This is a genomic window from Mesorhizobium sp. M0189 (genome assembly GCF_040322135.1).
In the GTDB taxonomy this organism is placed as follows: Bacteria; Pseudomonadota; Alphaproteobacteria; order Rhizobiales; family Rhizobiaceae; genus Mesorhizobium.
Window position 1 is genome coordinate 15,336 of sequence record NZ_JAMYSW010000020.1, and the last position, 25,929, is coordinate 41,264.

Sequence of the window (25,929 nt, forward strand, 5' to 3'; positions counted from 1 at the left end):
GGTTTTTCTGAGAAGTTCAAAGGGGCCTGCGGGCCCCTTTTTCTGTTTCCGAAGCTGCCGGGCAGGGCTTGCAGGGGTTTTGTCACCGGTTTTTGCGGCGACTATCCAAAATAATCGGATTTCAGCGGCTTAGCCTTTCATTTTGCACAATCGTCAGGACAATGGCGCCCGACTTGGAGGATTCGGAATGCGCGTTAAACGGCTGTCCCTTGTTCTGATCTGCGCCTTGATGGCGCTGGCCGTCGTGCCGGCGGCCAGGCACGCGCTGGCGGAGGAGACCAAGCCAGATCCCGGTCTGTCCGACGTGCTGACCGATCTGCTGCATGGCGTCGAAGGCGAAAACGCCACCTCCGGCCCCGACAAGCGCGTGCCGTTCGGCCGCGAGGAGGTGCAGCTGTCCTTCGCGCCGCTGGTCAAGCAGACGGCCCCGGCCGTGGTCAATGTCTACGCCTCGCAAACCGCCAAGGTGACGTCGCCCTTTGATGGCGATCCGTTCTTCGAGGAGTTCTTCGGCCGCTCGCAGCCGCGCGCGCAGTCTTCGCTCGGTTCGGGGGTGCTGGTCGATCCGACCGGCGTCGTGGTCACCAATTTCCACGTCGTCAAGGACGCCGACCAGGTCAAGGTCGCGACCGCCGACGGGCGCGAATTCGACAGCAAGGTGCTGCTCAAGGATGAGACGCTCGACCTCGCCGTGCTCAAGATTTCTTCCGACAAGCCGTTCCCGGTGATCGCCATTGGCGATTCCGACGCGCTCGAGGTCGGCGACCTGGTGCTGGCGATCGGCAATCCGTTCGGTGTCGGCCAGACCACCACCAGCGGCATCATTTCGGCTGTGGCGCGCAGCCATATCGGCGTCTCCGATTCCAGCTTCTTCATCCAGACCGACGCCGCCATCAACCCGGGCAATTCCGGTGGCGCGCTGGTCAACATGGGTGGTCAACTGATCGGCATCAACACTGCGATCTATAGCCGTAGCGGCGGCTCGATCGGTATCGGCTTTGCCATCCCTTCGAACATGGTTCGCGCCTTCGCCGATGCGGCCAAGGCCGGGCTCGACTTCTTCGAGCGGCCGTATGTCGGTGCCGAGTTCGAGGCGGTGACGCCGCAGATTGCCGAATCGCTCGGCATGGACAAACCGGCCGGCTCGCTGGTTTCTTCGGTCGAAGAGGCAGGACCCGCTGCCAAGGCAGGGCTCAAGCCTGGTGACGTGGTGCTGTCGCTCAACGGCAAGCCGGTCGAGAGCGTCGGGGCGCTGGACTACCGGATGGCGACGCTGTCGATCGGTACGAATGCCAGCTTCGGCGTTCTAAGCAAGGGTCAGCAGGCGACGATGGACATCGCGCTGGAACGGCCGCCTGAGGGCGCCAAAGCTGCGGAGCTCACATTGCGCGGCCGTAGCCCGTTTTCCGGTGCCAGGGTTGCCGAACTATCGCCACGGCTTGCCCAGCGGCTTGGTCTGCGCACCGATGTCAAAGGCGTCACCGTCGTCGATATCAACCGCGATTCGCCCGCTGCCGATTTTGGTTTCCAGCCGGGCGACATCGTGCGTGAGGTCAATGGCCTGACGATCGACAAGGCGGCGACCCTGGAACAGATAGCCCAGCAGGATACACGCTGGTGGCGCTTTACCGTCGAGCGCGGCGGGCAGATACTGCGCCAGGTGTTGCGTTACTAAGCCCGACGTCAGCATGGTCGGGCTCCAGGCAGAAGAAGTTGCATGGCCGATCTGTTCAGTGTCGATGAACCGGAAAAGACGCCGCCCGGCAGGCCGCTGGCCGACCGTCTGCGCCCGAAGAACCTCGGCGAGGTCGTCGGCCAGGAGCATCTGACCGGTCCCGACGGCGCGCTGACGCGGCTGATCGGCTCCGGCTCGCTCGGCTCGATGATCTTCTGGGGCCCGCCCGGCACCGGCAAGACCACGGTCGCACGGCTGCTTGCCGGCGAGACAAGCCTCGCTTTCGAACAGATCTCGGCCGTGTTTTCCGGCGTTGCCGACCTGAAGAAAGTGTTCGAGGCAGCGAAGCTGCGCCGCTCCAACGGCCGCCAGACACTGCTGTTCGTCGACGAGATCCATCGCTTCAACCGCGCCCAGCAGGACAGTTTTCTGCCCGTGATGGAAGACGGCACCGTCGTGCTGGTCGGCGCCACCACGGAGAACCCGTCCTTCGAGCTTAACGCCGCGCTGTTGTCGCGCGCACGCGTCCTGGTCTTTCACTCGCTCGGCGAGGACAGCATCGCCAAGCTCCTGGCGCGGGCCGAGGAGGCAGAGGGCAGGGCGCTGCCGCTCGATGACGAGGCGCGGGCGATGCTCATCCGCATGAGCGACGGCGACGGCCGCGCGGCGCTGACACTGGCCGAAGAGGTCTGGCGTGCCGCCAAATCAGGTGAAGTGTTTGGCGCCGAGGCCTTACAGCGCATCGTCCAGCGCCGCGCGCCGATCTACGACAAGGGCCAGGACGGCCATTACAATTTGATCTCCGCCTTGCACAAATCGGTGCGCGGCTCCGACCCCGACGCGGCACTCTACTATCTGGCCCGCATGTTCGACGCCGGCGAGGATCCGCTCTATCTCGGGCGCCGGTTGGTGCGCATGGCGATGGAGGATATCGGGCTGGCCGACCCGCAGGCACTCGTCGTCGCCAACGCCGCCAAGGACGCCTACGACTATCTGGGCTCGCCCGAGGGCGAACTGGCCTTCGCCGAGGCTACCGTCTATCTCGCTACCGCGCCGAAATCCAATGCAGTCTATACCGCATTCAAGGCCGCCACACAGGCGGCCAAGGAATTCGGTTCGCTGCTGCCGCCCAAGCACATTCTCAATGCGCCGACCAAGCTGATGAAACAGGAAGATTACGGCGCCGGCTATCGCTACGACCATGACGAGCCCGACGCTTTTTCCGGCCAGGACTATTTTCCTGAGAAGATGGGAAGGCAGACATTCTACGATCCGCCCGAGCGCGGCTTCGAGCGCGATATCAGGAAGCGGCTGGACTATTGGGCGAAGCTGCGCAGCGAGCGGGAAAAGTAGCTGCCAGTCGCACACTGGTGTGATCGGCGTTGTCTGGTGGGATAAAAAACCCTATCAAGATGCGCCTTCGGCCGGCGGCAGGCCAGAAACGTACCGACGATATTCAGAACGGAATCGCGCCTGGCGCGTGGAAAAATGACAAAAAAATCCCGCAAAACCCTTCGGAAGTTCGCCATAGCCATTCCGCTGCTGGCGCTCGGCTTCTATGTCATTCCCATTCTGACGACGATTTTCATCGTCCTCGGCCTGATCGACGTGTTGCGCAACGACAACAAGAATTGGGCGCTGTTCAGTGGTTATTTCCTGGGCAACGGCATCTTCACCTGGCTGCTTTCGCCCTTCAATCTGCTGGTGGATCTGCTGTGCTATAGAAACCGCGGTGTCTGGAAATTGGACCAGTTTCCTCCGGACTACCAGCGCGAGGTCAACGAGGTCCTGGATGTCTTCAAGGCACGCAAGGACGAGATCATCGCCGACATCGACGCCAATTTCGGCAGCGGCCGGCGCGGCATGTATGTCTATCAGTGGTATGGCAAGCACAAAATAGACAACGTCGCCGAATTCAACAAGGATTTCAAATACATCAAGACGATTGCCGTCTCTGTGTTCAGCGGCAGGGAATCGACTTCCTGGCACTTTGGCCCGCTCCGGCTCAGCCTGCGCATTCTCTACAACCTCATCCCGGTGAAATCGGAAGTGTTCGTCCAGTGTGGCAACGCCAAGAATTACTGGCACGAGAACCCGCTGTTCATCTTCGACGACACGCTGCTTCATCGCTCGGTCAACGAGTATGACGGGCGCCGCTACTGCGTGTTCATGGACATCATTCGCCCATCGCCGTTTCCCGGTCTGATCTCGACGCTCCTCGCCATTGTTTCGGTCAGCGTCGAGCGCATCAATGCCATGTTCTACAAGAACTGGAAGATGATCGCCTCCAGCAAGCCGAAGAAGGTCGGAGCTGCCTGACACCGTAGCGTAACTGGCGCGAGGGAGCACGATGTATCATCTGTTGCTTGTCTGTCTTGGTGGCGCGATCGGTGCAATGGCCCGCTTCTTCCTGTCCGGCTTCGTCGCCCGCCGGGTCGGCGAGACCTTTCCTTGGGGCACGATGGTCGTCAATGTGTCGGGGGCGTTTGCAATCGGCGTCGTTGCGCATGCCGTGGCGCGCGACGGCATGCCTGCCCTTTGGGCCTTTGTCGTCACCGGCGGCCTCGGCTGCTACACCACGGTCTCTTCATTCAGCCTGCAGACGCTGGCGCTGGCGCGTGAGGGCGAATGGCTGCGCGCCGGCGGAAATGTGCTGCTTTCGGTTTTCCTGAGCCTCGGCGGCGTGACGCTGGGCTTTGCCGCGGGAAGTCTTCTGATTGGCAGCGGGGCGCCATGAGCGGCCCGCAGAAGCTCCGCTCCGACGGGATGGCGGGGCGTGCGGCGCGCCTCATTGGCTCGCGCCGAACGAGCCAAACGGTTCGTATCTATGCGACCGTGACCGCTGGCAGCATGATCGGCGGCGTGCTGCGGGCGCTCGCCTCATTGGCGAGCACCGCCTGGTGGGGCACTGGATTTCCCTTCGGCACGCTCCTCGTCAACATCGTCGGCTCATTCCTCATCGGCTTCTATGCGACATTGACGGGACCGGATGGTCGCGTCTTCGCCAGTCCGCTGCAGCGCCAGTTCTTCATGGCCGGCTTCTGCGGTGGCCTGACGACCTTCTCCGCTTTCAGCCTTGAAACACTCACCCTCGCGCAAAGCGGGAAGCTTGTGGCGGCGGCACTCAATATCGCGATCTCCGTGGTGGCCTGGCTTGCCGCCGTCTGGCTTGGCCACATCTTTGCAGTGCGCCTCAACCAGCTGAGAGGATCCAGGCAATGAAGATACCACCACAGGCACAATTGCTGCGCATATTTATCGGCGAAAACGACAGGGCAGATGGCCGTCCGCTGTATGAGGTCATCGTGCTGAAGGCCCGCGAAATGCAGATTGCCGGCGCGACCGTCCTGCGCGGGGCGATGGGATTTGGCCATTCCAGCCGACTTCACACCACGAAGATCCTCCGTCTCTCGGAGGACCTTCCCCTTGTCATCGAGATCGTCGACGACGAGGAAAAATTGGCCGCTTTTCTGCCCGTGCTTGAAACAATCATGACAAGTGGCTTGATCACGCTGGAGAAAGTTCAGGTTCTGCAATATGGAACCGACAACGAATAACCGAGTGAGATTGCGGGTGCCGGCGAATGCCGTTGCATGTTCGCAAAACGGCGATTGGAATCATGGCAGGCGTTGAACAGATCACAGTGGATACCGGTGAGGCGGGCATGCGGCTCGACCGCTGGTTCAAGACCCATTTCCCCGGTCTCGGTTTCGGTCATCTGCAGAAGCTGCTGCGTTCCGGCCAGATCCGCGTCGACGGCGGCAGGGTGAAGGCCGATACACGCGTCGAAGCCGGCCAGACGGTGCGTGTGCCGCCGCTCGAAGTGGACAAGAAAGGCGAAAGCCCGCTCACCGGCCATTCGATACGCAACCAGGGCGATGCCGATGTCTTGGCCAAGATGCTGATCCATGAGGACCCGAAGGTCTTCGTCTTCAACAAGCCGGCCGGCCTGGCGGTGCAAGGCGGCTCCGGGGTCACCCGCAATGTCGACGACATGCTGGAAGCCTGGCGCAACCAGAAGGGCGAGAAGCCGCGTCTGGTGCACCGGCTCGACCGCGACACGTCGGGTGTTCTGGTTGTCGCCCGTACAAGGCTCGCCGCCATGAAGCTCGCCGAAGCGTTCCGGGCGCGTGAGACGAAGAAAACCTACTGGGCGCTGGTCAAGGGTGTGCCGCCGAAGCGCGAGGACAAGATCTCGACCTGGTTGATCAAAAAACCGACGCCCGACGGCGATCGCGTGCGCATCGCCAAGCATGGCGAAAAGGGTGCCGACCACGCCGTGTCCTACTACCGTGTCATCGAGCAGGCTGCACAGACGATGACCTGGCTGGAGATGGAGCCGTATACCGGCCGCACCCACCAGCTTCGTGTCCATGCCGCGCATATCGGCTGCCCGATCATCGGCGACCCCAAATATTTCGAGGCCGACACCAATTGGGATTTTCCCGGCGGCATGCAGAACCGCCTGCATCTGCACGCCCGCCGCATCGTCATCCCGCATCCCGATAAGGGGTTTGTCGACGTCACCGCGCCGATGCCGCCGCACATGCGCCAGAGCTGGAACCTGATCGGCTTCGACGACGCAAGCGCGGAGGACTAGGGCCGGTGGGCGTCGCCACAGATACGCTCGACCGCCGTGACGCGGTCGATCTGGCGGCCGCCGCCATCATGGTCGGGCTGACCTTTTCCTGGGGCCTGAACTACGTCGCCGCCAAGATCTCCTATGCCGGCTACGATCCCGTTTTCCTATCGATCGCCCGCTCGGTGATCGGCGGCCTGTGGTGTTTTCGGCTGGTGCCGCTGGCGCGGCATCGCGCTGTTCACGCCCGACAAGACTCTCGTCGCCGGCATTCTGGCAGGCGCGCTTTTCGGTCTCGAGTTCCTGTTTCTGTATGTCGGGCTCGAGCACACCACCGTCGTGCGCAACACCTTGCTGGTCAACACCATGCCGTTCTGGATGCTGGTCGGCGGCCATTTCCTGCTGGACGAAAGCATCACGGCACGCAAGCTCGTTGGGCTTCTGCTCGCTTTCGCCGGGCTGGTCGCGGTGTTTTCCGACAAACTGAGCGCTAATGGTGGCGAGACGTTGAGCGGCGACCTGCTCAGTCTCGGCGCCGGCATTCTGTGGGCCGTGACCAACATTGTCATCAAGCGGTCGAAACTGGTGGAGGCCAGCGCCGAAAAGCTGCTGCTCTATCAGCTGGCCGGTGCCGCCGCCGTCGGCATTTTGGTGATGCCCTTTGCCGGGCCGCCCGTCCGCAGCTTTACCCTTCTGCCGACCTTGGCGCTGTTGTTCCAGGCCGTCTACGTTGTCGCCTTCACCTATGTGCTGTGGTTCTGGCTGCTGCGGCGCTACCCTGCATCTGGCCTGTCGAGCTTCACCTTCCTGTCGCCGGTCTTCGGCGTGCTTTGCGGCGCCGTGTTCTTGAACGAGCCGTTGACCGTTCGTATCTTTCTGGCACTCGGCCTGATCGCCGCCGGTCTTATCATCGTCAACCGGCCGGCCCGAAAACAAAGCCCCGGATGAGCATGCGCGATATTTTGAACGACCTCGAAGCTGGAAAGCAGCTCTCCGATCCGGATCCGGTGCGTCGCGCCCAGATCCAGATGAAGACGCCGCTGCCAAAACGCTTCTACAAGACCGTCGCGGTGGCACCGGTCGAGGATGGTTTTGCCGTCCATCTCGATGGCAAGCCCGTCCGCACGCCCGCCAAGGCGCTGCTGGCGCTGCCGACCGAAAAGGCGGCTGCTCTTATTGCGGACGAATTCGCCGCACAGGAGGAGACCATCGACCCGGTAACGATGCCGTTGATGCGTCTGGTCAATACGGCAATCGATGGGGTCGCCAGTGATCCCCAGGCGGTGCTGGAGGACATCCTGCGTTTCGCCTCATCAGATATGCTCTGCTACCGCGCCGATGCACCACAGGGGTTGGTCGACCGGCAGAACGAGCATTGGGATCCGGTCATCGACTGGGCGCGCAGCGCGCTCGGCGCCCGGTTCCAGCTCGCCGAAGGCGTGATCCACGTCGAGCAGCCGCGCGAGAGTATCGCGCTGCTTGGCCAGCATCTAGCCCAACGTGCCGATCCGCTGCGCCTTGCTGCCATCCACGTCATAACCTCGCTGACCGGATCGGCGCTGCTGGCGCTGGCCGTCGATTTCGGCGAGCTCGACGGCGAGGTGGCCTGGGCTGCCGGCCATGTCGACGAGGACTGGCAGGCCGAGCAATGGGGCCATGATGCCGAGGCCGTCGCCCGCCGCGCCGCCCGCAAGCGCGACATGATGGCGGCAGTCAGCCTGCTCGAAGCGCTCAAAGGCTGACGGCACCGCCCGCTATTTCGCACTGCACATTAGACCAAAGTCATAATCCCAAAGGCGGTCTGCCTCTGGGCACTGCTTTCTGTCATTTTTTGCACCGGTGGCTGCACTGAGTCTGCGTTCCGAGGAAACGCGGACGATGACGCGCAGCATCGAGGACCGACGGAATCACACGGGAGGATACACTCATGGCAATGGCATCGACCGCCGGCAAAACAAGCCGCGGCATGACGCGCGAGGAGAAGAAGGTCATCTTCGCCTCCTCGCTCGGCACCGTTTTCGAATGGTATGATTTTTATCTCTACGGCTCGTTGGCAGTGTTCATTGGTTCGACTTTTTTCAGCCCAACCATCCCGGAAGCTACGCGCAATATCTTCGCGCTGCTGGCTTTCGCCGCTGGCTTCCTCGTGCGTCCGTTCGGCGCATTGCTGTTCGGCCGCATCGGCGATCTTGTCGGCCGTAAATACACTTTCCTTGTCACGATGACGATCATGGGCCTGTCGACCTTCCTGGTCGGCTTGCTGCCTGGCTATGCGACTTTGGGCATTGCCGCTCCCGTGATCCTGATCATCTTGCGCATGTTGCAAGGCCTGGCGCTCGGTGGCGAGTATGGCGGTGCCGCGACCTATGTCGCCGAGCACGCACCCGACGATCGCCGCGGCTACTACACGTCGTGGATACAGACGACGGCAACGCTCGGCCTGTTCCTGTCGCTGGTCGTCATCCTGATCGTCCAGGGGTCGATGGCCAAGGAAACCTACGCCGCGTGGGGTTGGCGCATTCCTTTCATCGTTTCCTTTCTGCTCCTCGGGATTTCGATATGGATCCGGCTGTCGCTTTCTGAATCGCCGACCTTCCAGCGCATGAAGGACGAAGGCAAAGGCTCCAAGGCGCCATTGACGGAAGCCTTCGGCCAATGGAAGAACGCAAAGATTGCGCTGCTGGCACTGCTCGGCCTCACAGCCGGCCAGGCCGTGGTCTGGTACAATGGCCAGTTCTACGCGCTGTTCTTCCTAACCAACGTGCTCAAGGTCGACGCGCAGTCGGTCAACATCATGATCGCAATCGCGCTGGCGGTCGGCTCCATCTTTTTCGTCGTGTTCGGCTGGCTCTCCGACAAGATCGGTCGCAAGCCGATCATCATGGCCGGCCTTGCACTGGCGATCGTCTGCACTTTCCCGTTGTTCAAGGCGCTGACCTGGGCAGCCAACCCGGCGCTCGCCACCGCGCAGCAAAACACGCGCGCGACGGTCACCGCGGCACCGGGCGACTGCAAGTTCCAGTTCAATCCGGTGGGCACGGCGAAGTTCACGACGTCCTGCGATATCGCCACCTCGTTCTTGACCAAGAACTCAGTGCCTTATGACGTGGTAACGACGGCAGCCCCCGGCACTGCAGCGTCGGTCAAAATCGGCAACGAGACAGTTGAGTCGTACGACGCGACTGCGGCCGGCGATCAAGCCAAGGCTAAGGACGCCGTTTTCGCCAAAGCGGTAAACACAGCGCTTCGGGACGGCGGCTATCCGCTGAAGCGGGCAGCGGCCAAGGTGCCGGACCAGAAGCTTGAGGCCTTCATTGCGGCCAATCCCGAGCTGAAGCTCGATACGGCCGCGATCCGCTCCGGCGACAAGGCGACGGTCCCGACCGACCAGGCGATCAAGGACAAGCTGCTGACTGCCGATGAGGCTGCGGGAGCCCCCGAGGTCACTGTCTACACCATACCGGGCGGCGGTCCCTTTGCCATGTTTGCCGACCCGGCCGCGGTCAACTGGCCGATGACGATCGCCATCCTGTTCGTCCTCGTGATCTTCGTCACGATGGTGTACGGGCCGATCGCCGCGATCCTGGTCGAGATGTTTCCGACCCGCATCCGCTACACCGGAATGTCGCTGCCCTACCATATCGGCAATGGCTGGTTCGGCGGGCTGCTGCCGGCGACGGTGTTCGCGCTCAGCGCCTACAAGGGCGACATCTACTACGGTCTCTGGTACCCGGTGGTGATCGCGGCGATGTCGCTGGTCATCGGCATGATCTTCATCAGGGATACCCTCGGAACAGACCTGCATACCAAGCAATAGCCGACCTGTCCCGATTCAAAGCAAAGCCCGGCGCGAGCGATCGCGCCGGGCTTTGCGATTCATCGGAGGGAGACGAGAGATGGGGAGGCTCAGCTCTTCCGATCCTGTTTCGCTTCCTCGATCGCTGCCTCATGATACCAGGCACTTCCGAAATCCGTGCGGTTGCGCAAAGAAGCAAGTTCTGCCGCGAACTTAGCCTTTCCGCTTAAATTTGAGGCAGGCACGCGCGCTGCCACCGGGAACATCAGGATTTTGGCCGACTGACGAGTGGAAGTGATTTCCATTGTCGGTTTCCTTTCTTCGACAGAACCTAGCCGATTCAACCTTTCCCCAAGATAGGTTCAGCAATCGAATTAGGCAATATGATTATAAAAAGATCAGTAGCTGCACATTATTTATGCAAACTATGCTTGTGAGTGATCCCAGCGCACCATTGCAGCGGCCCGGCAATTTTGCGCCGATGCGACCTCACTTTTGCCGCATCCGTCGCCGGCGAGAATGGCACACGAATTGCATTTTAGTAATCCGGCAGGTCGGCTGCTGGATAGGCCGGCTCGCCCCGGCGCCATCCAGGGTTCGGTGATCAAGCAACGAGAGGCTAGAATGACGAAATACAAGCTCGAGTACATTTGGCTCGATGGATACACCCCGGTTCCCAATCTCCGCGGAAAGACGCAGGTCAAGGACTATGCCGAGTTTCCGACGCTCGACCAGCTTCCGCTGTGGGGCTTCGACGGTTCTTCGACCATGCAGGCCGAGGGCCACAGCTCCGACTGCGTTTTGAAGCCGGTTGCCGTTTATCCGGATCCCGCCCGCACCAATGGCGCGCTCGTCATGTGCGAGGTCATGATGCCGGACGGCGTGACGCCGCATACGTCCAACAAGCGCGCCACCATTCTCGACGACGAGGGCGCCTGGTTCGGCTTCGAGCAGGAATATTTCTTCTACAAGGACGGCCGCCCGCTCGGCTTCCCCGAGAGTGGCTATCCGGCGCCGCAAGGCCCGTACTACACCGGCGTCGGCTACAGCAATGTCGGCTCCGTCGCCAGGCAGATCGTCGAGGAGCATCTCGACCTTTGCCTCGCCGCCGGCATCAACCATGAAGGCATCAACGCCGAAGTGGCCAAAGGCCAGTGGGAATTCCAGATTTTCGGCAAGGGCTCCAAGAAGGCCGCCGACCAGATGTGGATGGCACGCTATCTGATGCAGCGCCTGACCGAGAAATACGGCATCGACATCGAATATCACTGCAAGCCGCTCGGCGATACCGACTGGAACGGCTCCGGCATGCATGCCAACTTCTCGACCGCCTATATGCGAGAAGTCGGCGGCAAGGGTTATTTCGAGGCGCTGATGGCGGCCTTCGACAAAAACCTGATGGATCACATCGCCGTCTACGGTCCGGACAACGACAAGCGTTTGACCGGCAAGCACGAGACCGCGCCGTGGAACAGGTTCAGCTATGGCATCGCCGACCGCGGCGCCTCGATCCGCGTGCCGCACTCCTTCATCAACAACGGCTACAAGGGCTATCTCGAGGATCGCCGTCCGAACTCGCAGGGCGACCCCTACCAGATCGCCTCGCAGATATTGAAGACGATCGCCTCCGTCCCGACCAGCGCCGAGGTTTCGGCCGCGGCTTGAGCATTCGTCCCGGCGTAGACCTCAGGCCTGCGCCGAGACTTTCTCTCCGATCGCATCGCAATAAAAAAACCCCGGCGTCTCCGCCGGGGTTTTTTGTTGGCTGCAACGATCCGGATCAGACCGAATAGTACATATCGTATTCGACCGGATGCGGGGTCATTTCGAAGCGCATCACCTCGGCCATCTTGAGCTCGATATAGCTGTCGATCTGGTCGTCGTCGAAGACGCCGCCAGCCTTCAGGAAGCCGCGGTCCTTGTCGAGGCTCTGCAGGGCTTCGCGCAGCGAGCCGCAGACGGTCGGGATCTTCTTCAATTCCTTCGGCGGAAGGTCGTAGAGATCCTTGTCCATCGGCTGTCCCGGATGGATCTTGTTCTTGATGCCGTCGAGGCCGGCCATCAGCATGGCGGCAAAGGCAAGATAGGGGTTCGCGCCCGGATCGGGGAAGCGGACCTCGACGCGCTTGGCCTTCGGCGACGAGCCGAACGGAATGCGGCACGAGGCCGAGCGGTTGCGAGCCGAATAGGCGAGCAGCACCGGCGCTTCATAGCCGGGCACCAGGCGCTTGTAGGAGTTGGTCAGCGGGTTGGTGAAGGCGTTGATCGCCTTGGCATGCTTGATGATACCACCGATGTAGAACAGGCAGCTCTCGGACAGGCCGGCATATTCGTTGCCGGCGAAGGTCGGCTTGCCTTCCTTCCAGATCGACTGGTGGACGTGCATGCCAGAGCCATTGTCGCCGAATACCGGCTTCGGCATGAAAGTGGCCGTCTTGCCGTACGCATTGGCGACCTGGTGCACGACATATTTGTAGATCAGCATCTTGTCGGCGTTGCGGACCAGCGTGTCGAACTTGATGCCGAGCTCGTGCTGGGCGGCGGCCACTTCATGGTGGTGCTTTTCGACGCGCACGCCCATCTCGGCGAGCACGGTGAGCATTTCCGAGCGCATGTCCTGTGCCGAATCGATCGGCGGCACCGGGAAATAGCCGCCCTTGATGCGCGGCCGGTGGCCGAGGTTACCGGTCTCGTAATCGGTGTCGTCATTGGACGGCAATTCGGTCGAATCCAGCCGGAAGCCGGTATTGTAGGGGTCGGCCTTGTACTTGACGTCGTCGAACACGAAGAACTCGGCTTCAGGACCGACGAAGATCTGGTCGCCGATGCCTTCCGCCTTCATGTAGGCCTCGGCCTTCTTGGCGGTGCCGCGCGGGTCGCGGTTGTAGGATTCTCCCGAGATCGGATCGAGGATGTCGCACAGGATGACCATGGTCGACTGGGCGAAGAACGGGTCCATATGCACCGTATCGGGATCGGGCATCAGCACCATGTCGGACTCGTTGATCGCTTTCCAGCCGGCGATCGAGGAACCGTCGAACATGACACCATCGGCAAACATGTCTTCCTCGACCTCGACGACATCCATAGTAACGTGCTGCAGTTTGCCCTTCGGATCGGTGAAGCGCAGATCGACGAACTTCACGTCGTTGTCCTTGATCTGCTTCATGATGTCTTTGGCTGTCGTCATGTCCCTGCTTCCCTATGTGATGACGTTTTGAACATGGCCTTTTAACGGGAAAATTCAGACCGCGTCCATGCCGGTTTCGCCGGTGCGGATGCGCACGACTTCCTCGATGTTGGAGACGAAGATCTTGCCGTCGCCGATGCGGCCGGTCTGGGCCGCCTTGCGGATGGCTTCGATCGCGGCTTCGACGGCATCGTCGCCGAGCACGACCTCGATTTTCACCTTCGGCAGGAAGTCGACGACATATTCGGCACCGCGATAAAGCTCGGTATGGCCCTTCTGGCGGCCAAACCCTTTGGCCTCGGTAACGGTGATACCTTGCAGCCCGGCCTCCTGAAGCGCTTCTTTCACTTCGTCTAGCTTGAACGGCTTGATGATCGCTTCGATCTTTTTCATGTAAAAAGTGGCCTCCACTGCCAAAAAAGACGGGTTGTGAGCCCCGCTTGCGCCTCAATCAAGCACGAACTGTGCCAATTGATGGGGCGCCGAGCAGCCTCACATGATTTGGATACCATGCCGCGCAGGAATGTACATTCGCATCATTCGCTACGTCGGATGCGCCATGAACACCGCGAGCCTACACACCGCCGGTCCTACCGTCCGCACAAAAATTGGGCAGATCGGATATTTCATGAGCAGCTGCGCGCCGTCGTCCCGAACGAGGTACGCCGCCAACTTTGCTTAGGGACCTTCGTTGTTTGCGTCGGATCAAAAACTGGACAATGCTTGGGGAAATGATGTGCATGTCGCCTGATATTCCATGAGCAACGAACTTTTGTCTCCGTCTGAAATGGCCGAGGCCGATCGGCTGGCGATTGCGGCCGGGCCACTCGATGGCTTCGGCCTCATGCGGCGCGCCGGCGAAGCGGTCGCTGCCGTCGTCCTGGCGCGCTATCCCCAGGCGAGACGCGTCCATGTCCTGTGCGGCCCCGGCAACAATGGCGGCGACGGCTATGTCGTGGCGCGGTTGTTGGCAGAGGCCGGCATGAACGTTGCCGTCTGGGCCGAAGGCAAGCAGAAACCCGGAAGCGATGCCGCGTTGGCCTCTGATGCCTGCAACTTGCCCGTGGAACACATTGGCCATTGCTACCCGGAAGCGGGTGAAGTGGTCGTGGACGCACTCTACGGCGCGGGACTGTCCAAGGACATTTCGATGCATGCGTTGGCCGTCTCAGGCTTGAGCAGCGCTGAGCGCGTCCCGGTGGTCTCGATCGATTTGCCTTCGGGTGTGTCAGGCGAGACCGGCTTGACTAACGCTCACTTCCAGGCCGAGGTCACGGTGACTTTCGTGCGGAAAAAGCCAGGCCATCTGCTGATGCCGGGGCGCGAGCTGTGCGGCGAGATCATCGTCGCCGATATCGGCATTCCGGATGGGATCATCGATCAGCTCAAGGTCACGGCGTTCGAGAACACACCGGAACTTTGGCTGCGATGGTACTTCCCGAGAACGGCTGTCGATTCGCATAAATACAAGCGTGGCCATGTTGCTGTCTTTTCCGGCGGACCGAGTGCGACGGGCGCAGCGAGGTTGTCGGCCATGGCCGCGGCTCGCAGTGGGGCAGGGGCAGTAACTGTGCTTTCACCTGGAAACGCCATGCAGGTGAACGCCGCGCATCTGACCTCGATCATGCTGCGCGAGGCCGGCTCGCTCGAAGAGGTGCAGGAATTCCTCGTGGCGCGGCATCCCGAGGCGCTGGTGTTCGGACCGGGGCTCGGGCCGAAACCCAAGGTCGGCGATTTCGCATTGCAGTTGATTGCGGCGATCGCGGATCTGACCCGCGCATCAGCGGCTACGCCTGAAATTCACGCCAGTGCCATCGTTCTGGATGCCGACGCCATCACCTCGTTGGCGCTTCAGCCTCAGGCACTGTTCGACGCAGCGCGTCAGACATGGTCACCGGCACTGGTGCTGACGCCACATGAGGGTGAATTCGCCAGGCTTTTTCCAGATATCGCTGGGAACAAAAAACAGTCCAAAGTGACCAAGGCGCGCGAAGCAGCAAAGCGCGCCAATGCCATTGTCGTCTACAAGGGTGCCGACACGGTGATCGCGGCGCCCGACGGCAGGGCCGCGATCAATGCCAACGGTGCGCCGTGGCTGGCCACGGCTGGCTCTGGTGACGTTCTGTCGGGGATCGCGGCCGGATTGCTGGCGCAAGGCATGGCGGCCTTCCAGGCTGCCTGCGCGGCGGTCTGGATCCACGCCGAGGCCGGCCGTCGTTTCGGGCCCGGCTTGATCGCCGAGGATCTACCGTCGGCTCTGGTGCCAGTGCTGCGGGAATTGATCGAAAGCCAGCCGGACCTTCGATGAGACGCATTGCACTCCTTTTCACCACGCTCGTCATGGCCGCTTTGGCGACACTGTCGGCGAATGCCGCTGAGCAGCCGGTGACCATCGTCGATGATCCAGCGGTACTTGCTGCTCTCGATGCCAAGGGCTTTGGCTTCGCCGGCATTTTCGGCGTCGACGGCAAGGGCGATTTGAAGACGCTTTATGACAAGGCGCCGGCTTACCACGCGATCGTCGAAACGATTGCAAGCGACGTCGCAGCATTGCGGACCGAGATGAAGGCCGGCGGCCGGCCGCTGTACGAGGTGACCGACGGCAATGTTGGCCGTGTCATGGACATGCGCTGGCTAAGGACCGACGCAGCGCGCTTCCGTCTCGTCGGCGTGGTCAACCGGCTCGACCGGCGCGACTTCGCCGCGCTGAAAGGCGACGGGAGTTGCGGCGAAGTGCGCTTCATCTATCGCCTCGCCTACAGCTTCAAGAAGAACGGCAAGGTTTTGGCCTCGCGCCTGCCGTTCAATTTCAGTGCCGTCTACAATGCCACGCCGGATGTCGATGGCGGCTGTGTCGGCGTCGCCGGACGCTGGGCACCACAGCTCGACGAGAGCGTCGATGCCGGCTGGCTGATCGGTGGGCCGCTGGAAAGAGCGGCGCTCACCTTCAAGCAGCTCGAGCTCAATGCGCAAGTGGTCCGCTTCCCCTCCGGCCAGGAGACCGAATTCGGCGGGCAGGCTGCCTATCTCATGCGAATTTTCGGCATCGACGGAACGGCTGTCAGCGAAAAGCCGCTGGAAAACACGCCCGACATGGCACGTCTTGCCGAAGACGCCGCGCTGAAAGCAAGACTTGCCGACTATGTCCGCACCAATGTTGCGGCGGTCGATCTCGGCGTCTACCAAATCCCCGATGAGTTTTTGGCAAGGAAGGTCATTTCGTGGTCGACCTTCGGCAGCGCAAGGCAGGCCAACCACCCGTTCACGCCGCTGTTCCAGCCCGCGGATTTCGAAGGGCTCGATTTCTCTGCGCTGAAGCTGGTGCGCACGCCAGAGGCATTGGTCGAGCGGCTGGACAACGGCGCCTGCCAAGGCTGCCATCAGGCGGGCTCGACCGCCGGTTTCCATTTCATCGGCCTCGATGACAAGACGACCTCGCCGCTCAACCGCATCGAGGTCGGCATCTCGCCGCATCTCCACGCCGACATCCCGCGTCGCGTCGCCTGGCTGCACGCGACTGCCGACGGCAAGGAACCGAACCGCTTCCGCCCGCTGTCCTTCGCGCCGCCGGCGACATGGAGCGATGCTGGACAGATCGCCTATTCGCCGGCCGAGATGGCGATGCCGTGCCTGATGCCGGCGGATGCGGCCCGCTTTGGCGCGACTCGGCAATGCGGCGGCGGCACCGTCTGCACGCCGCTGGCGACCGTGTCCGGCGTGCGCACCAAGCTGGCGCAATGCCTGCTGCCCAAGGACAGCGAAAACATGTTTTCCGGCCATCCATGCCTGACCGGCTCGATCGCCAGCAACCCGGCACAGCCTTTCAATGACCGCTATACCATCACCGGCCAGTTCGCGGCGTTCGCGCCAAGCATTTCGCGTGCCGGCTACACCTGCCGACCGCCAAAGATCGGCGTGCCGGCGGGTATCGCCTATCGCGGCTGCGACGACCGGGATCGCAGCTTTGCCGCCTTCAAACCGGGCAAGCCGATGCCGAACGAGATTTGCGGGCTGGTCGGCGGCAAAAAATTCGACACCTGCGTGGCGACCAATAATTTCGACCAGTGCCTGGGCGGTGCCGTCAATCGCGGCAATCGTCCTGCCTGCTCGGCCGACCATTTCTGCCGCGAGGATTACATGTGCCAGTCGCTGCCACCCGATACGCCCGGTATCGGCAAGGTGAAAGGCATCGGCTTCTGCTCGCCGACCTATTTTATCTTCCAGATGCGCATCGACAATCACGCCACGCCGTGGTCGGGCGCTGCCCGCGCGACGATGGGGGCCGGGTTCGGTGCTGCGGAAGAGGAATAGGCCACCGACTGAGGCATTCGCCGCAGTGGTTCCAGGTGGATAGCTATCGATCGAGGTCGTCGGCGATGTTCGATGTCCATTCGCCGTCGAAATGGCGGACGCGTTCGGCGACGAACGCATCGCTCAGCAGGCTCGACAAGGCAGAAACCAGAATTGGTTCTATCTCTGGAGCCGAGCTAAATCCAAGAGCAATCAGACGTTCGGACCAGGGCGGATGGTCCGCACTTTCGTTATCTCGCGCGTCCCACGCTTTTTGAGCATACTCCTGCAGAATGGGAAGTCTCGACAAGTGAGCGGCGGCCGCCAGGACCCTTTCGAGTGGTGGACGGGGCGGAGCCATGGCGCCAAGCAGTTCACGCTGGAGCGGGCTATAGACTTGATCATCGAAGAACGCACTGGCGGCACCGATCAGAAGCAGGGCGCGGGCCGCATCATGTGCGTCGCCGGACGTCGCTGCATGGCGATCTGCGTCAATTTCCGCTCGTCGCGACAACCGTATTTCTTCGCGCTCCAGAGTGCGCGACAGCGGACCAAGCATCCAGTAGAACAGGCTGCCTGAAACGGTTTTCCCCGGAGGAGCGAAGTCGAAGATTAGATCGAAGCTTTTCTCGAGTTCGGCCAGGTTGAGTCCGCCATTTGTATCTTTGTTTTTCAGATGGGCGTCCTCATGAGCCAAGATCGCCGCAAATGCCTTTTGGTCGGTCGCTGCGAGCAATGGCAGGCCGATGGTGAGAATCGCCCTGCGACCAAGCAAGCCTAGAAACGGCCGCTCTTCACCGACGCTGGCGTTGAGATCGTCGCTCAGGATGATCCTCGTTCGGCTGGCGCGGTGTTTGCCGGCAATACTCTCCCAGACAGCCCACAGCTTCGGGGCTGATTCCCGAGTAATCCCCTTGACCTTGCTGGGTCGAAAACCGGCGAACAATGTTCCGATCAACAGAACGATGGCCAGCATCGCGGCCGGGATTGCAACAGCACCAGTCGCGATGACGGCGAGCGGATGCCAATCGAGGAGCCAGAACCACAGGACTATTGGGCAGAACAGCGGGAGAGCGAAGAGCAGGATGGCAAATCTGCCGAAACGCGCTCCCATGTAGAGGACCAGGCGCGACATCAGCCCCTCACAGCGGGATGTTGTCGTGTTTCTTCCAAGGGTTTTGCATATCCTTGTTGCGCAGCATCCTGAGCGCGCGGGCGATGCGGCGGCGGGTCGAATGCGGCATGATCACCTCGTCGACATAGCCGCGCTCGGCGGCAACGAAGGGCGATAGAAAGCGATCCTCGTAAGCCTTTGTGTGTGCTGCAATTTTCTCCGCGTCGCCGATGTCCTTGCGATAGATGATCTCGACCGCGCCCCTGGCGCCCATCACCGCAATCTGCGCCGTTGGCCAGGCATAGTTCATATCGCCGCGCAGATGTTTTGACGCCATGACATCATAGGCGCCGCCATAGGCCTTTCTGGTGATGACGGTGATCTTTGGCACGGTCGCTTCGGCATAGGCGAACAGAAGCTTGGCGCCGTGCTTGATCAACCCGCCATATTCCTGCGCGGTGCCGGGCAGGAAGCCCGGCACGTCGACGAAGGTGACGATCGGGATCGAGAAGCAGTCGCAGAAGCGCACGAAACGCGCGGCCTTGCGGCTGGCATCCGAATCGAGCACGCCGGCCAGCACCATCGGCTGGTTGGCCACGAAGCCGACTGTGCGGCCTTCGACACGGCCGAAGCCGGTGACGATGTTTTTCGCAAAATTCTGCTGGATCTCGAAGAAGTCACCCTCGTCGGCAATTTTAAGGATCAACTCCTTGATGTCGTAAGGTTTGTTGGCATTGTCGGGAATCAGCCGGTCGAGCGACAGATCGTGATCGGTGACCGATTGGTAGCATTCGATCTCGGGAATTTCCGCCGTGTTGGAGGCGGGCAGCAGATCGACCAGCCGGCGCATCTGCAGCAGCGCCTCGACGTCATTGTCGTAGGCTCCGTCGGCGATCGAGGACTTCGTTGTGTGGACGGAAGCGCCGCCGAGGCTTTCGGCGGTGACCGTCTCGTTGGTGACGGTTTTCACCACATCCGGCCCGGTGACGAACATGTAGGAGGTGTCGCGGACCATGAAGATGAAGTCGGTCATGGCCGGCGAATAGACGTCGCCGCCGGCGCAAGGGCCCATGATCAGTGAAATCTGCGGGATGACGCCGGAGGCCAGAACATTGCGCTGGAAGATCTCGGCATAGCCGCCGAGGGCCGCCACGCCTTCCTGGATGCGGGCGCCGCCGGCGTCGTAGAGGCCGATGATCGGCGCGCGGTTGCGCAGTGCCATCTCCTGCACCTTGACCACCTTTTCGGCATGCGCCTCGGACAGCGAGCCGCCGAACACGGTGAAATCCTTGGCGAAAAGATAGACCGGGCGACCGTTGACGGTGCCCCAGCCGGTGACGACGCCATCTCCGGCGATCTTGGTTTTCTCCATGCCGAAATCGGTCGAGCGGTGCTCGACATACATGTCGAACTCCTCGAACGAACCCTCGTCGAGAAAGACGTCTATGCGTTCGCGGGCAGTCAGCTTGCCCTTCTTGTGCTGGGCGTCGATGCGGGCCTGGCCGCCGCCCATGCGGGCGATCTCGCGGCGGCGCTCGAGTTCCTTCAGCACGTCCTTCATGACCGGTCCCCGAAACGGAAAGCTGGATTGTGGTAATCATGCCCGGGGGAGAGCGCAAGCGCCGCTTCCTAATGGCTTTTGCTGCGCTGCAGCATCAGGCCCCTTGCATTTCGATGCGAACTGGGCCATATGCGGCGGCATAGGCGCTTGGGCCGGGATAATCCGGCCTTCTCGATGAATGAGACTGGTTGCGTCTGTTTTCCCTCTTCCCGACATATCGGCAAGGTGGCGAAAAAGCCCCGTGGCATGATGCCTGCGGGCACGACAGCGCTGCCGTGCGGACGATAACGTCCGCCCGCCTTGTCGTTTCATGACAATTTTCGACGGCAGGTTGCGCCCTGCCGCCATTGATGTTTGCGGCCAGGAGCCGCATGAAAGAAGAATATTTTGACCAATGAAAACACTTTGACCGGTAAGGACGCTGGGGAACTGAACGGTTTCGCCGCACTTGGAATTACCGGCGCACTGCTCAAGGCCACGAATGCCGCCGGCTTTACCGATCCGAAGCCGATCCAGGCCCAGGCGATCCCGCCGCAGCTCGAAGGCCGCGACATTTTCGGCATCGCCCAGACCGGCTCGGGCAAGACCGCGGCGTTCGCGCTGCCGATCCTGTCGAAGATCATCGCACTTGGCACCAAGCGCCGGCCGAAGACAGCCCGCGCACTGATCCTGGCGCCGACGCGCGAACTCGCCGTGCAGATCGAGGAGATGATCAAGCTGCTTGCCAAGGGCGCGCATGTCTCGACAGCGCTGGTGCTTGGCGGCGTCTCGCGCTTCAGCCAGGTGAAGAAGGTTGCGCCCGGCGTCGACATCCTGATCGCAACGCCAGGTCGGCTGACCGACCTGGTGCGTGAAGGCGACCTCGTGCTTGCCGACACCAAATGGCTGGTGCTCGATGAAGGCGACCGCATGCTCGACATGGGCTTCATCAACGACGTCAAGCGCATCGCTAGGGCGACGGCGCCGGACCGTCAGACGGTGCTGTTCTCGGCAACCATGCCGGCCGAAATCGCCGAACTGGCGAAAGGCCTGCTGAAGAACCCGATTCGCGTCGAAGTCGCTCCTCACAGCACCGCGGCCGCCGAGATCGTGCAGGGCGTCGTCTTTGCCCGCACCAAGCAGAAGCGTCAGGTGCTGGCCAACATGCTTGCCGACGAGGCGATGAAGTCCGTCATCATCTTTTCGCGCACCAAGCATGGCGCCGACAGGGTGACAAAGGATCTCGAGCGTGACGGCTTCAAGGCCGCCGTCATCCACGGCAACAAGTCGCAGAACGCTCGCCAGAAGGCACTCAACGATTTCCGCGAGGGTTCGGTGCGCATTCTCGTGGCGACCGACATTGCGGCGCGCGGCATCGACGTGCCGGGCATAAGCCATGTGGTGAATTTCGACCTGCCGGACGAGGCGGAGAGCTATGTCCACCGCATCGGCCGCACCGGCCGTAACGGCATGGACGGCATCGCCATCACGCTCTGCGACCCGTCCGAAAACAGCAAGCTGCGCCAGGTCGAGCGCATCATCCGCACCAAGCTGCCGATCGTTGCCGACCATCTCGGCAGCCCCGATCCACAGCGCAATCCCGCCGAGAAGAACGAGCGTAGTTTCGAACCGGCCAATGATCGCAACGACCACAATGGCCGTCGCGACGGCAGGCGGCCCGGCGGCGCAAACAACGGCTTCGGCAAGAAGCGGTTAGGCGACAAGCCAGCCTTTGCGGGCGAGCGCAAGCCGGAAGGCGCCAAGCCCTTCAAGGGCAACAACAAGCGCCGCTTCGGCGGTAAGCGGCCGGCAGCGCGGGCCGCATAGCCTGACCGTGTTGCGGTCGGCCAAGCTTGGCTTGGTCACTCACGATTGAAAAGGGCCCCCGGAGTGATGCTCCGGGCGCCCTTTTGCTTTGAGGCCTTTGGTTACTTCACCACCGCCTCGACCCACACGACAATCCGCTGCGCCAGGAAAGCCGTGGTCGATGGCGACAGCCGCGTCACCCGCAATGACGTGGTTGTCGGGGTCGCCGGTATCGTCGACCGGCACCAATTCATGTGCGGCGCCCCAGCGAGCCGCGATTTCGCGGGTGCGATCTGGTCGTACCACCTTGTCCGAATCCGAAAAGATGAACAGGGCAGGGATGGACGTCTTCTCCACCGGCGCGCCGTAGGCAAGCTCTGTCAGCGCCGCCATCGGCAATGTCGCGGCGATCGGGTAGCGTTAGGTCCAGAACCTTTCATGCAGCGCGTTGCGTGGCACGAAGCTACGCTCCTTGCCGGCGACGAGCTCGACGATCTGTCTGCCCCACGGTAGGGTCAGCAATTCGGCGCCGGAAGCCTTGACGCCGAAATTCGGCGAGATGAATGCGATCGCCGCGACGCTGTTCGATGCGCTTGGCTGCGTCGCGGCCCACGCCGCCAGCGAGCCGCCGGTCGAGGTGGCTATGACGATCACCTTGTCGCCGATCGCTCGGCCGATAGCGAGCGCTTCCTCGTAGTCGTTGATCCAGGCACCGACGCTGCCTTGCGTCATCGCGGCGCCATCCTGTCCATGTCCCCTCAGGCGCGTGTAGAAAAGATTGGCGTCAAGCTGGTCGGCCACCTCGTCGGGCAATGGACGAATCTCGCCCTTCGACGCAGAAAAACCGTGGATGTAAACGATCGCGAATGGCGTCTTGGCATGGACCATCGGGTCGGCCCAGATGATTTCCTTGTCCAGCCCGTCGCGGATGCCGGGCACGGCCGCCTCCTGGCGCGCCAGATAGGCCTGCGGATCGTCGCCGATCACTGAGGGATCGAAACGGATTGTGGTTTCGACGAGGACGCGCGGACCAAGCGCCAAGGCCAGGACAAGGATGAGGACAAGCCCCAGCACCGCAAACATGATCCGTCGGCCCATCACGGATCCTATTCGACCGGTGGCTTGCGGTCGAAATTCAGCGGCCGCGCATTCCAGCGGGTGACCGTGCTGATCACCCATCGGCAGAACGGCCTCGGCAGTATCCTGAGCAGCTTCAGTGTCCAGCTCAGGCGGCGTGGGAAAGTGACTTCGAAGCCACCGCATTCGATGCCTCGCGCGATGCGGCGCGAGGCCAGATTGACCGGCATCAAGCCCGGCATCGGCAGGAAGTTCTTCTCGGTCAGCCGCGTGTCGACAAAGCCTGGATTCATCACCTGGATGCGGACGTTCATCTTGTCGAAATCATATTTCAGCGACTCGGCCAAGATATTGACTGCCGCCTTGGTGCCGCCATAGGCGGCGGTGGTGGGCCAGCCGAAATAGGCGGTGACCGAACCGATCAGCACGACATGGCCGCGCGAGCGCACGCGCATGCGTTCGATGACCGGCAGCAGGCCATTGATGATGCCGAAATAATTCACTTCGAAAGACCGACGGAAATTGCGCGCGACAAGATCCTCGCCCGGCGTTGCGATATAGCTTCCCGCGTTGAACACTGCCAACACGATCGGACCGAGATCTTTCTCGATCGCTGCAACCGTCTTTGCCATGCGTTTTTCGTCGGTCACGTCGCAGGGAAAGGCTACGACACGGCCCGCCATCTGCGCCGTTTCGACGATGAGCGTATCGATCGGATGGTCATCGGGCGCAGTCACTGCGACGACATAGCCCTGAGCGGCAAGATCCTTGGCCAGCGAACGGCCGATACCGCTGCTGCCGCCCGTAATCCAGGCGACGCCATGCTTCGGATTGGCCCGATAGAGTGTCATGCTGCGCCCCGCCGGCTCTTCTTAGCCTGTGCTCTAGCGGTGAAGAAATCGAATGAAAAGAGTGCTTTTCGGTACATGGTTGAAATGAATGCCGGCCGGGCGCTCCTGGCTGCAGCAATTGCAGTGTGCGAAATGCGACTGGACCAGGCAAATTCTTGCCTTGAAACCGAAGCGTCGGGTTTCTAGGGTTTCGCCGCACCCACAAAGGAATCTCCATGCCCCGTTCTGTGATCGACGTGATCGGCAACACGCCCCTGATCCGCCTCAACAAGGCCTCGGAAGCAACCGGCTGCGAGATTCTGGGCAAGGCCGAATTCATGAATCCCGGGCAGTCGGTCAAGGACCGCGCCGGCCTGTTCATAATCCGCGATGCGGAACAGCGCGGGCTGCTGCGGCCCGGCGGCGTCATCGTCGAAGGGACGGCCGGAAATACCGGCATCGGATTGACACTGGTTGCCAAGGCGCTCGGCTACCGCACGGTGATCGTCATTCCCGATACCCAGAGCCAGGAGAAGAAGGATACGATCAAACTGCTCGGCGCCGAGCTGATCGAAGTGCCAGCCGTGCCCTACAAGAACCCGAACAACTACGTGAAGCTGTCGGGCCGGCTGGCCGAGCAAATGGCGAAGACCGAGCCGAACGGCGCGATCTGGGCCAACCAGTTCGACAATGTCGCCAACCGCGACGGCCATATCCGCACCACAGCCGAAGAAATCTGGAACCAGACCGGCGGCAAGGTGGATGGTTTCGTGTCGGCGGTCGGTTCCGGCGGCACGCTGGCAGGCGTTGGCTTCGGGCTGAAGGCCAAGAACAGCCAGGTCAAGATCGCACTGGCCGATCCGCTGGGGGCTGCGCTCTATTCCTTCTACACCAGCGGCGAGTTGAAATCCGAGGGCAGTTCGATCACCGAAGGCATCGGGCAGGGGCGGATCACCGCCAACCTCCAAGGCTTTACACCCGATTTTGCCTTCCAGATCCCCGACGAGGACGCACTGCCGATCGTATTCGACCTGATCCAGGAGGAGGGACTTTGCGTTGGCGGTTCGACCGGTATCAACATTGCCGGCGCCATTCGCCTGGCGCGCGAGCTAGGCCCCGGCCAAACCATCGTGACCATGCTTTGCGACTACGGCACGCGCTATCAGTCGAAGCTGTTCAATCCTGAATTCCTGCGCGAAAAGAAGCTGCCGGTGCCGGGCTGGATGGAGCAACGGAGCACGATTTCGGTGCCGTTCGAAAGGGTCGCGTGATGGCGCACAAGACCGAAGCGCTGTTTCGTGACGACGCCTATCTGGGGACGGCCGACGCCACCGTCGTCGCAGTCAACGATCGCGGCGGCATCATTCTGGACCGGACCGTGTTTTACGCCACATCGGGCGGGCAGCCGGGCGACACTGGCAGCCTCGAACGCACCGACGGCACCGGCATTGCGATTGCCGCTACGATCACCGGCGAAACCAAGGACGAGATCATCCATGTGCCGGCGCCGGAGCAGGCGGTTCCACGGTTGGGCGAGCGGATGAGGCTCGCCATCGACTGGCCGCGGCGGCAGCTGCTGATGCGGATGCACTCGGCCTGCCATCTGCTTACCGTCGTCTGTCCGTTCCCGATCACCGGTGCCGCGGTTTCCGAGGACGACAGCCGTATCGATTTCGACATCCCGGATGCCGGCTTCACCAAGGAAGACGTGACGGCCAGGCTGATGGAACTGGTGCGGGCCGACCACCCGATCTTCACCCGGCTGATCTCCGACGAGGAGCTGGCATCCAATCCAAGCCTGGTGAAATCCAAGAATGTGCGGCCGCCGGCCGGCACGGGAAAGATCAGGCTGGTCTGCATCGGCGAGAATGCTTCGGTCGACAGCCAGCCTTGCGGCGGTACCCATGTGAGGAGCACCGGCGAAATCGGCGAGATCCATATCGGCAAGATCGAGAAGAAGGGCCGCGAGAACCGGCGCTTCCGCATTCGCTTTGGCCCGATGCCGCCAGCCTGATATAGGACTGGGACAGGC

Annotated in this window: 21 protein-coding genes and 2 pseudogenes; 16 read left to right on the forward strand and 7 right to left on the reverse strand. The window is 61.8% G+C overall.

What is annotated here, in order from left to right; genetic code table 11:
* Positions 1–187: 187 nt before the first annotated feature.
* The 10 genes and pseudogenes from NKJ09_RS27160 (at position 188) to NKJ09_RS27205 (ending at position 10,071) form a co-directional block, all read left to right on the forward strand.
* Positions 188–1,675, forward strand: coding sequence for a DegQ family serine endoprotease (locus NKJ09_RS27160; protein ID WP_023717525.1), 1,488 nt, complete (start codon positions 188–190; stop codon positions 1,673–1,675).
* A 42-nt stretch (positions 1,676–1,717) separates the two neighbouring features.
* Complete coding sequence (locus tag NKJ09_RS27165; RefSeq protein WP_023717526.1) at positions 1,718–3,028, forward strand: replication-associated recombination protein A; 1,311 nt, start codon at positions 1,718–1,720, stop codon at positions 3,026–3,028.
* Between the two features lie 135 nt (positions 3,029–3,163).
* Positions 3,164–3,994: an aspartyl/asparaginyl beta-hydroxylase domain-containing protein gene (locus NKJ09_RS27170; RefSeq protein ID WP_023717527.1), complete on the forward strand. Its 831-nt coding sequence runs from the start codon at positions 3,164–3,166 to the stop codon at positions 3,992–3,994.
* A 31-nt stretch (positions 3,995–4,025) separates the two neighbouring features.
* A complete protein-coding gene (crcB, locus tag NKJ09_RS27175) occupies positions 4,026–4,412 on the forward strand; it encodes a fluoride efflux transporter CrcB (protein ID WP_031193553.1) in 387 nt (128 codons plus the stop codon).
* Between the two features lie 29 nt (positions 4,413–4,441).
* Positions 4,442–4,897, forward strand: a complete 456-nt coding sequence (crcB, locus tag NKJ09_RS27180) for a fluoride efflux transporter CrcB (RefSeq protein WP_051409627.1) — start codon at positions 4,442–4,444, stop codon at positions 4,895–4,897.
* Positions 4,894–5,232, forward strand: a complete 339-nt coding sequence (locus NKJ09_RS27185) for a DUF190 domain-containing protein (protein ID WP_023717530.1) — start codon at positions 4,894–4,896, stop codon at positions 5,230–5,232. Before crcB (NKJ09_RS27180) ends, NKJ09_RS27185 begins: the two co-directional genes overlap by 4 nt.
* Positions 5,233–5,294: 62 nt before the next feature.
* Entirely contained in the window at positions 5,295–6,275 is a 981-nt protein-coding gene (locus tag NKJ09_RS27190; protein ID WP_352496323.1) for an RluA family pseudouridine synthase, read from the forward strand.
* 68 nt (positions 6,276–6,343) lie between these two features.
* Positions 6,344–7,202 (forward strand): annotated as a pseudogene (locus NKJ09_RS27195) (DMT family transporter).
* Between the two features lie 2 nt (positions 7,203–7,204).
* Positions 7,205–7,996, forward strand: coding sequence for an ATP12 family chaperone protein (locus NKJ09_RS27200; protein WP_352496325.1), 792 nt, complete (start codon positions 7,205–7,207; stop codon positions 7,994–7,996).
* A gap of 185 nt (positions 7,997–8,181) precedes the next feature.
* Positions 8,182–10,071, forward strand: coding sequence for an MFS transporter (locus NKJ09_RS27205; RefSeq protein WP_023717534.1), 1,890 nt, complete (start codon positions 8,182–8,184; stop codon positions 10,069–10,071).
* Positions 10,072–10,160: 89 nt separating this feature from the next.
* On the opposite strand, the gene NKJ09_RS27210 is transcribed toward NKJ09_RS27205, so the two are convergent.
* Positions 10,161–10,355: a DUF2735 domain-containing protein gene (locus NKJ09_RS27210; RefSeq protein ID WP_352496326.1), complete on the reverse strand. Its 195-nt coding sequence runs from the start codon at positions 10,353–10,355 to the stop codon at positions 10,161–10,163.
* A gap of 319 nt (positions 10,356–10,674) precedes the next feature.
* Here NKJ09_RS27210 and NKJ09_RS27215 point away from each other — a divergent pair, with 319 nt between their 5' ends.
* A complete protein-coding gene (locus NKJ09_RS27215; protein ID WP_352496327.1) occupies positions 10,675–11,715 on the forward strand; it encodes a glutamine synthetase beta-grasp domain-containing protein in 1,041 nt (346 codons plus the stop codon).
* Positions 11,716–11,830: 115 nt separating this feature from the next.
* Here the strand turns inward: NKJ09_RS27215 and glnA are convergent, their stop codons facing one another.
* A complete protein-coding gene (glnA, locus tag NKJ09_RS27220; RefSeq protein ID WP_023717536.1) occupies positions 11,831–13,240 on the reverse strand; it encodes a type I glutamate--ammonia ligase in 1,410 nt (469 codons plus the stop codon).
* 54 nt (positions 13,241–13,294) lie between these two features.
* Positions 13,295–13,633 (reverse strand): P-II family nitrogen regulator, encoded by a 339-nt coding sequence (locus NKJ09_RS27225; protein WP_019857988.1) that lies wholly within the window; start codon positions 13,631–13,633, stop codon positions 13,295–13,297.
* Positions 13,634–13,997: 364 nt separating this feature from the next.
* Between NKJ09_RS27225 and NKJ09_RS27230 the strand changes: the two genes are divergently transcribed.
* Both NKJ09_RS27230 and NKJ09_RS27235 read left to right on the forward strand, forming a co-directional pair.
* Complete coding sequence (locus NKJ09_RS27230; RefSeq protein ID WP_352496328.1) at positions 13,998–15,548, forward strand: NAD(P)H-hydrate dehydratase; 1,551 nt, start codon at positions 13,998–14,000, stop codon at positions 15,546–15,548.
* Positions 15,545–17,551, forward strand: a complete 2,007-nt coding sequence (locus NKJ09_RS27235) for a hypothetical protein (RefSeq protein ID WP_352516185.1) — start codon at positions 15,545–15,547, stop codon at positions 17,549–17,551. Before NKJ09_RS27230 ends, NKJ09_RS27235 begins: the two co-directional genes overlap by 4 nt.
* Positions 17,552–17,594: 43 nt before the next feature.
* On the opposite strand, the gene NKJ09_RS27240 is transcribed toward NKJ09_RS27235, so the two are convergent.
* Complete coding sequence (locus tag NKJ09_RS27240; RefSeq protein ID WP_352482518.1) at positions 17,595–18,665, reverse strand: M48 family metallopeptidase; 1,071 nt, start codon at positions 18,663–18,665, stop codon at positions 17,595–17,597.
* Positions 18,666–18,672: 7 nt separating this feature from the next.
* Positions 18,673–20,205, reverse strand: a complete 1,533-nt coding sequence (locus NKJ09_RS27245; protein ID WP_352516186.1) for an acyl-CoA carboxylase subunit beta — start codon at positions 20,203–20,205, stop codon at positions 18,673–18,675.
* Between the two features lie 387 nt (positions 20,206–20,592).
* Here NKJ09_RS27245 and NKJ09_RS27250 point away from each other — a divergent pair, with 387 nt between their 5' ends.
* Entirely contained in the window at positions 20,593–22,011 is a 1,419-nt protein-coding gene (locus tag NKJ09_RS27250) for a DEAD/DEAH box helicase (protein ID WP_352496331.1), read from the forward strand.
* Positions 22,012–22,112: 101 nt separating this feature from the next.
* On the opposite strand, the pseudogene NKJ09_RS27255 reads toward NKJ09_RS27250, so the two are convergent.
* Both NKJ09_RS27255 and NKJ09_RS27260 read right to left on the reverse strand, forming a co-directional pair.
* A pseudogene (locus NKJ09_RS27255) lies at positions 22,113–23,088 on the reverse strand (alpha/beta hydrolase).
* An 8-nt stretch (positions 23,089–23,096) separates the two neighbouring features.
* A complete protein-coding gene (locus NKJ09_RS27260; protein WP_352482520.1) occupies positions 23,097–23,918 on the reverse strand; it encodes an SDR family oxidoreductase in 822 nt (273 codons plus the stop codon).
* Between the two features lie 215 nt (positions 23,919–24,133).
* Between NKJ09_RS27260 and NKJ09_RS27265 the strand changes: the two genes are divergently transcribed.
* Together NKJ09_RS27265 and NKJ09_RS27270 are read left to right on the forward strand one after the other, a co-directional pair.
* Positions 24,134–25,168 (forward strand): cysteine synthase A, encoded by a 1,035-nt coding sequence (locus NKJ09_RS27265; RefSeq protein WP_023717544.1) that lies wholly within the window; start codon positions 24,134–24,136, stop codon positions 25,166–25,168.
* Positions 25,168–25,911 carry an alanyl-tRNA editing protein gene (locus tag NKJ09_RS27270; RefSeq protein ID WP_352496515.1) on the forward strand — a complete coding sequence of 248 codons (744 nt, stop codon included), beginning with the start codon at positions 25,168–25,170 and terminating at the stop codon, positions 25,909–25,911. Before NKJ09_RS27265 ends, NKJ09_RS27270 begins: the two co-directional genes overlap by 1 nt.
* The last annotated feature ends 18 nt before the right edge of the window (positions 25,912–25,929 follow it).

Excerpts from the sequence above, each read along its gene's own strand:
- NKJ09_RS27245 (WP_352516186.1), bottom strand. The coding sequence starts at position 20,205 with ATGAAGGACGTGCTGAAGGAACTCGAGCGCCGCCGCGAGATCGCCCGC.
- NKJ09_RS27235 (WP_352516185.1), top strand. The coding sequence starts at position 15,545 with ATGAGACGCATTGCACTCCTTTTCACCACGCTCGTCATGGCCGCTTTG.
- NKJ09_RS27200 (WP_352496325.1), top strand. The coding sequence starts at position 7,205 with ATGCGCGATATTTTGAACGACCTCGAAGCTGGAAAGCAGCTCTCCGAT.
- NKJ09_RS27240 (WP_352482518.1), bottom strand. The coding sequence starts at position 18,665 with ATGTCGCGCCTGGTCCTCTACATGGGAGCGCGTTTCGGCAGATTTGCC.
- crcB (WP_031193553.1), top strand. The coding sequence starts at position 4,026 with ATGTATCATCTGTTGCTTGTCTGTCTTGGTGGCGCGATCGGTGCAATG.
- NKJ09_RS27185 (WP_023717530.1), top strand. The coding sequence starts at position 4,894 with ATGAAGATACCACCACAGGCACAATTGCTGCGCATATTTATCGGCGAA.
- glnA (WP_023717536.1), bottom strand. The coding sequence starts at position 13,240 with ATGACGACAGCCAAAGACATCATGAAGCAGATCAAGGACAACGACGTG.
- NKJ09_RS27205 (WP_023717534.1), top strand. The coding sequence starts at position 8,182 with ATGGCAATGGCATCGACCGCCGGCAAAACAAGCCGCGGCATGACGCGC.
- NKJ09_RS27165 (WP_023717526.1), top strand. The coding sequence starts at position 1,718 with ATGGCCGATCTGTTCAGTGTCGATGAACCGGAAAAGACGCCGCCCGGC.
- NKJ09_RS27225 (WP_019857988.1), bottom strand. The coding sequence starts at position 13,633 with ATGAAAAAGATCGAAGCGATCATCAAGCCGTTCAAGCTAGACGAAGTG.
- NKJ09_RS27210 (WP_352496326.1), bottom strand. The coding sequence starts at position 10,355 with ATGGAAATCACTTCCACTCGTCAGTCGGCCAAAATCCTGATGTTCCCG.
- NKJ09_RS27270 (WP_352496515.1), top strand. The coding sequence starts at position 25,168 with ATGGCGCACAAGACCGAAGCGCTGTTTCGTGACGACGCCTATCTGGGG.
- NKJ09_RS27260 (WP_352482520.1), bottom strand. The coding sequence starts at position 23,918 with ATGACACTCTATCGGGCCAATCCGAAGCATGGCGTCGCCTGGATTACG.
- NKJ09_RS27215 (WP_352496327.1), top strand. The coding sequence starts at position 10,675 with ATGACGAAATACAAGCTCGAGTACATTTGGCTCGATGGATACACCCCG.
- NKJ09_RS27160 (WP_023717525.1), top strand. The coding sequence starts at position 188 with ATGCGCGTTAAACGGCTGTCCCTTGTTCTGATCTGCGCCTTGATGGCG.
- crcB (WP_051409627.1), top strand. The coding sequence starts at position 4,442 with ATGGCGGGGCGTGCGGCGCGCCTCATTGGCTCGCGCCGAACGAGCCAA.
- NKJ09_RS27170 (WP_023717527.1), top strand. The coding sequence starts at position 3,164 with ATGACAAAAAAATCCCGCAAAACCCTTCGGAAGTTCGCCATAGCCATT.
- NKJ09_RS27265 (WP_023717544.1), top strand. The coding sequence starts at position 24,134 with ATGCCCCGTTCTGTGATCGACGTGATCGGCAACACGCCCCTGATCCGC.
- NKJ09_RS27190 (WP_352496323.1), top strand. The coding sequence starts at position 5,295 with ATGGCAGGCGTTGAACAGATCACAGTGGATACCGGTGAGGCGGGCATG.
- NKJ09_RS27230 (WP_352496328.1), top strand. The coding sequence starts at position 13,998 with ATGAGCAACGAACTTTTGTCTCCGTCTGAAATGGCCGAGGCCGATCGG.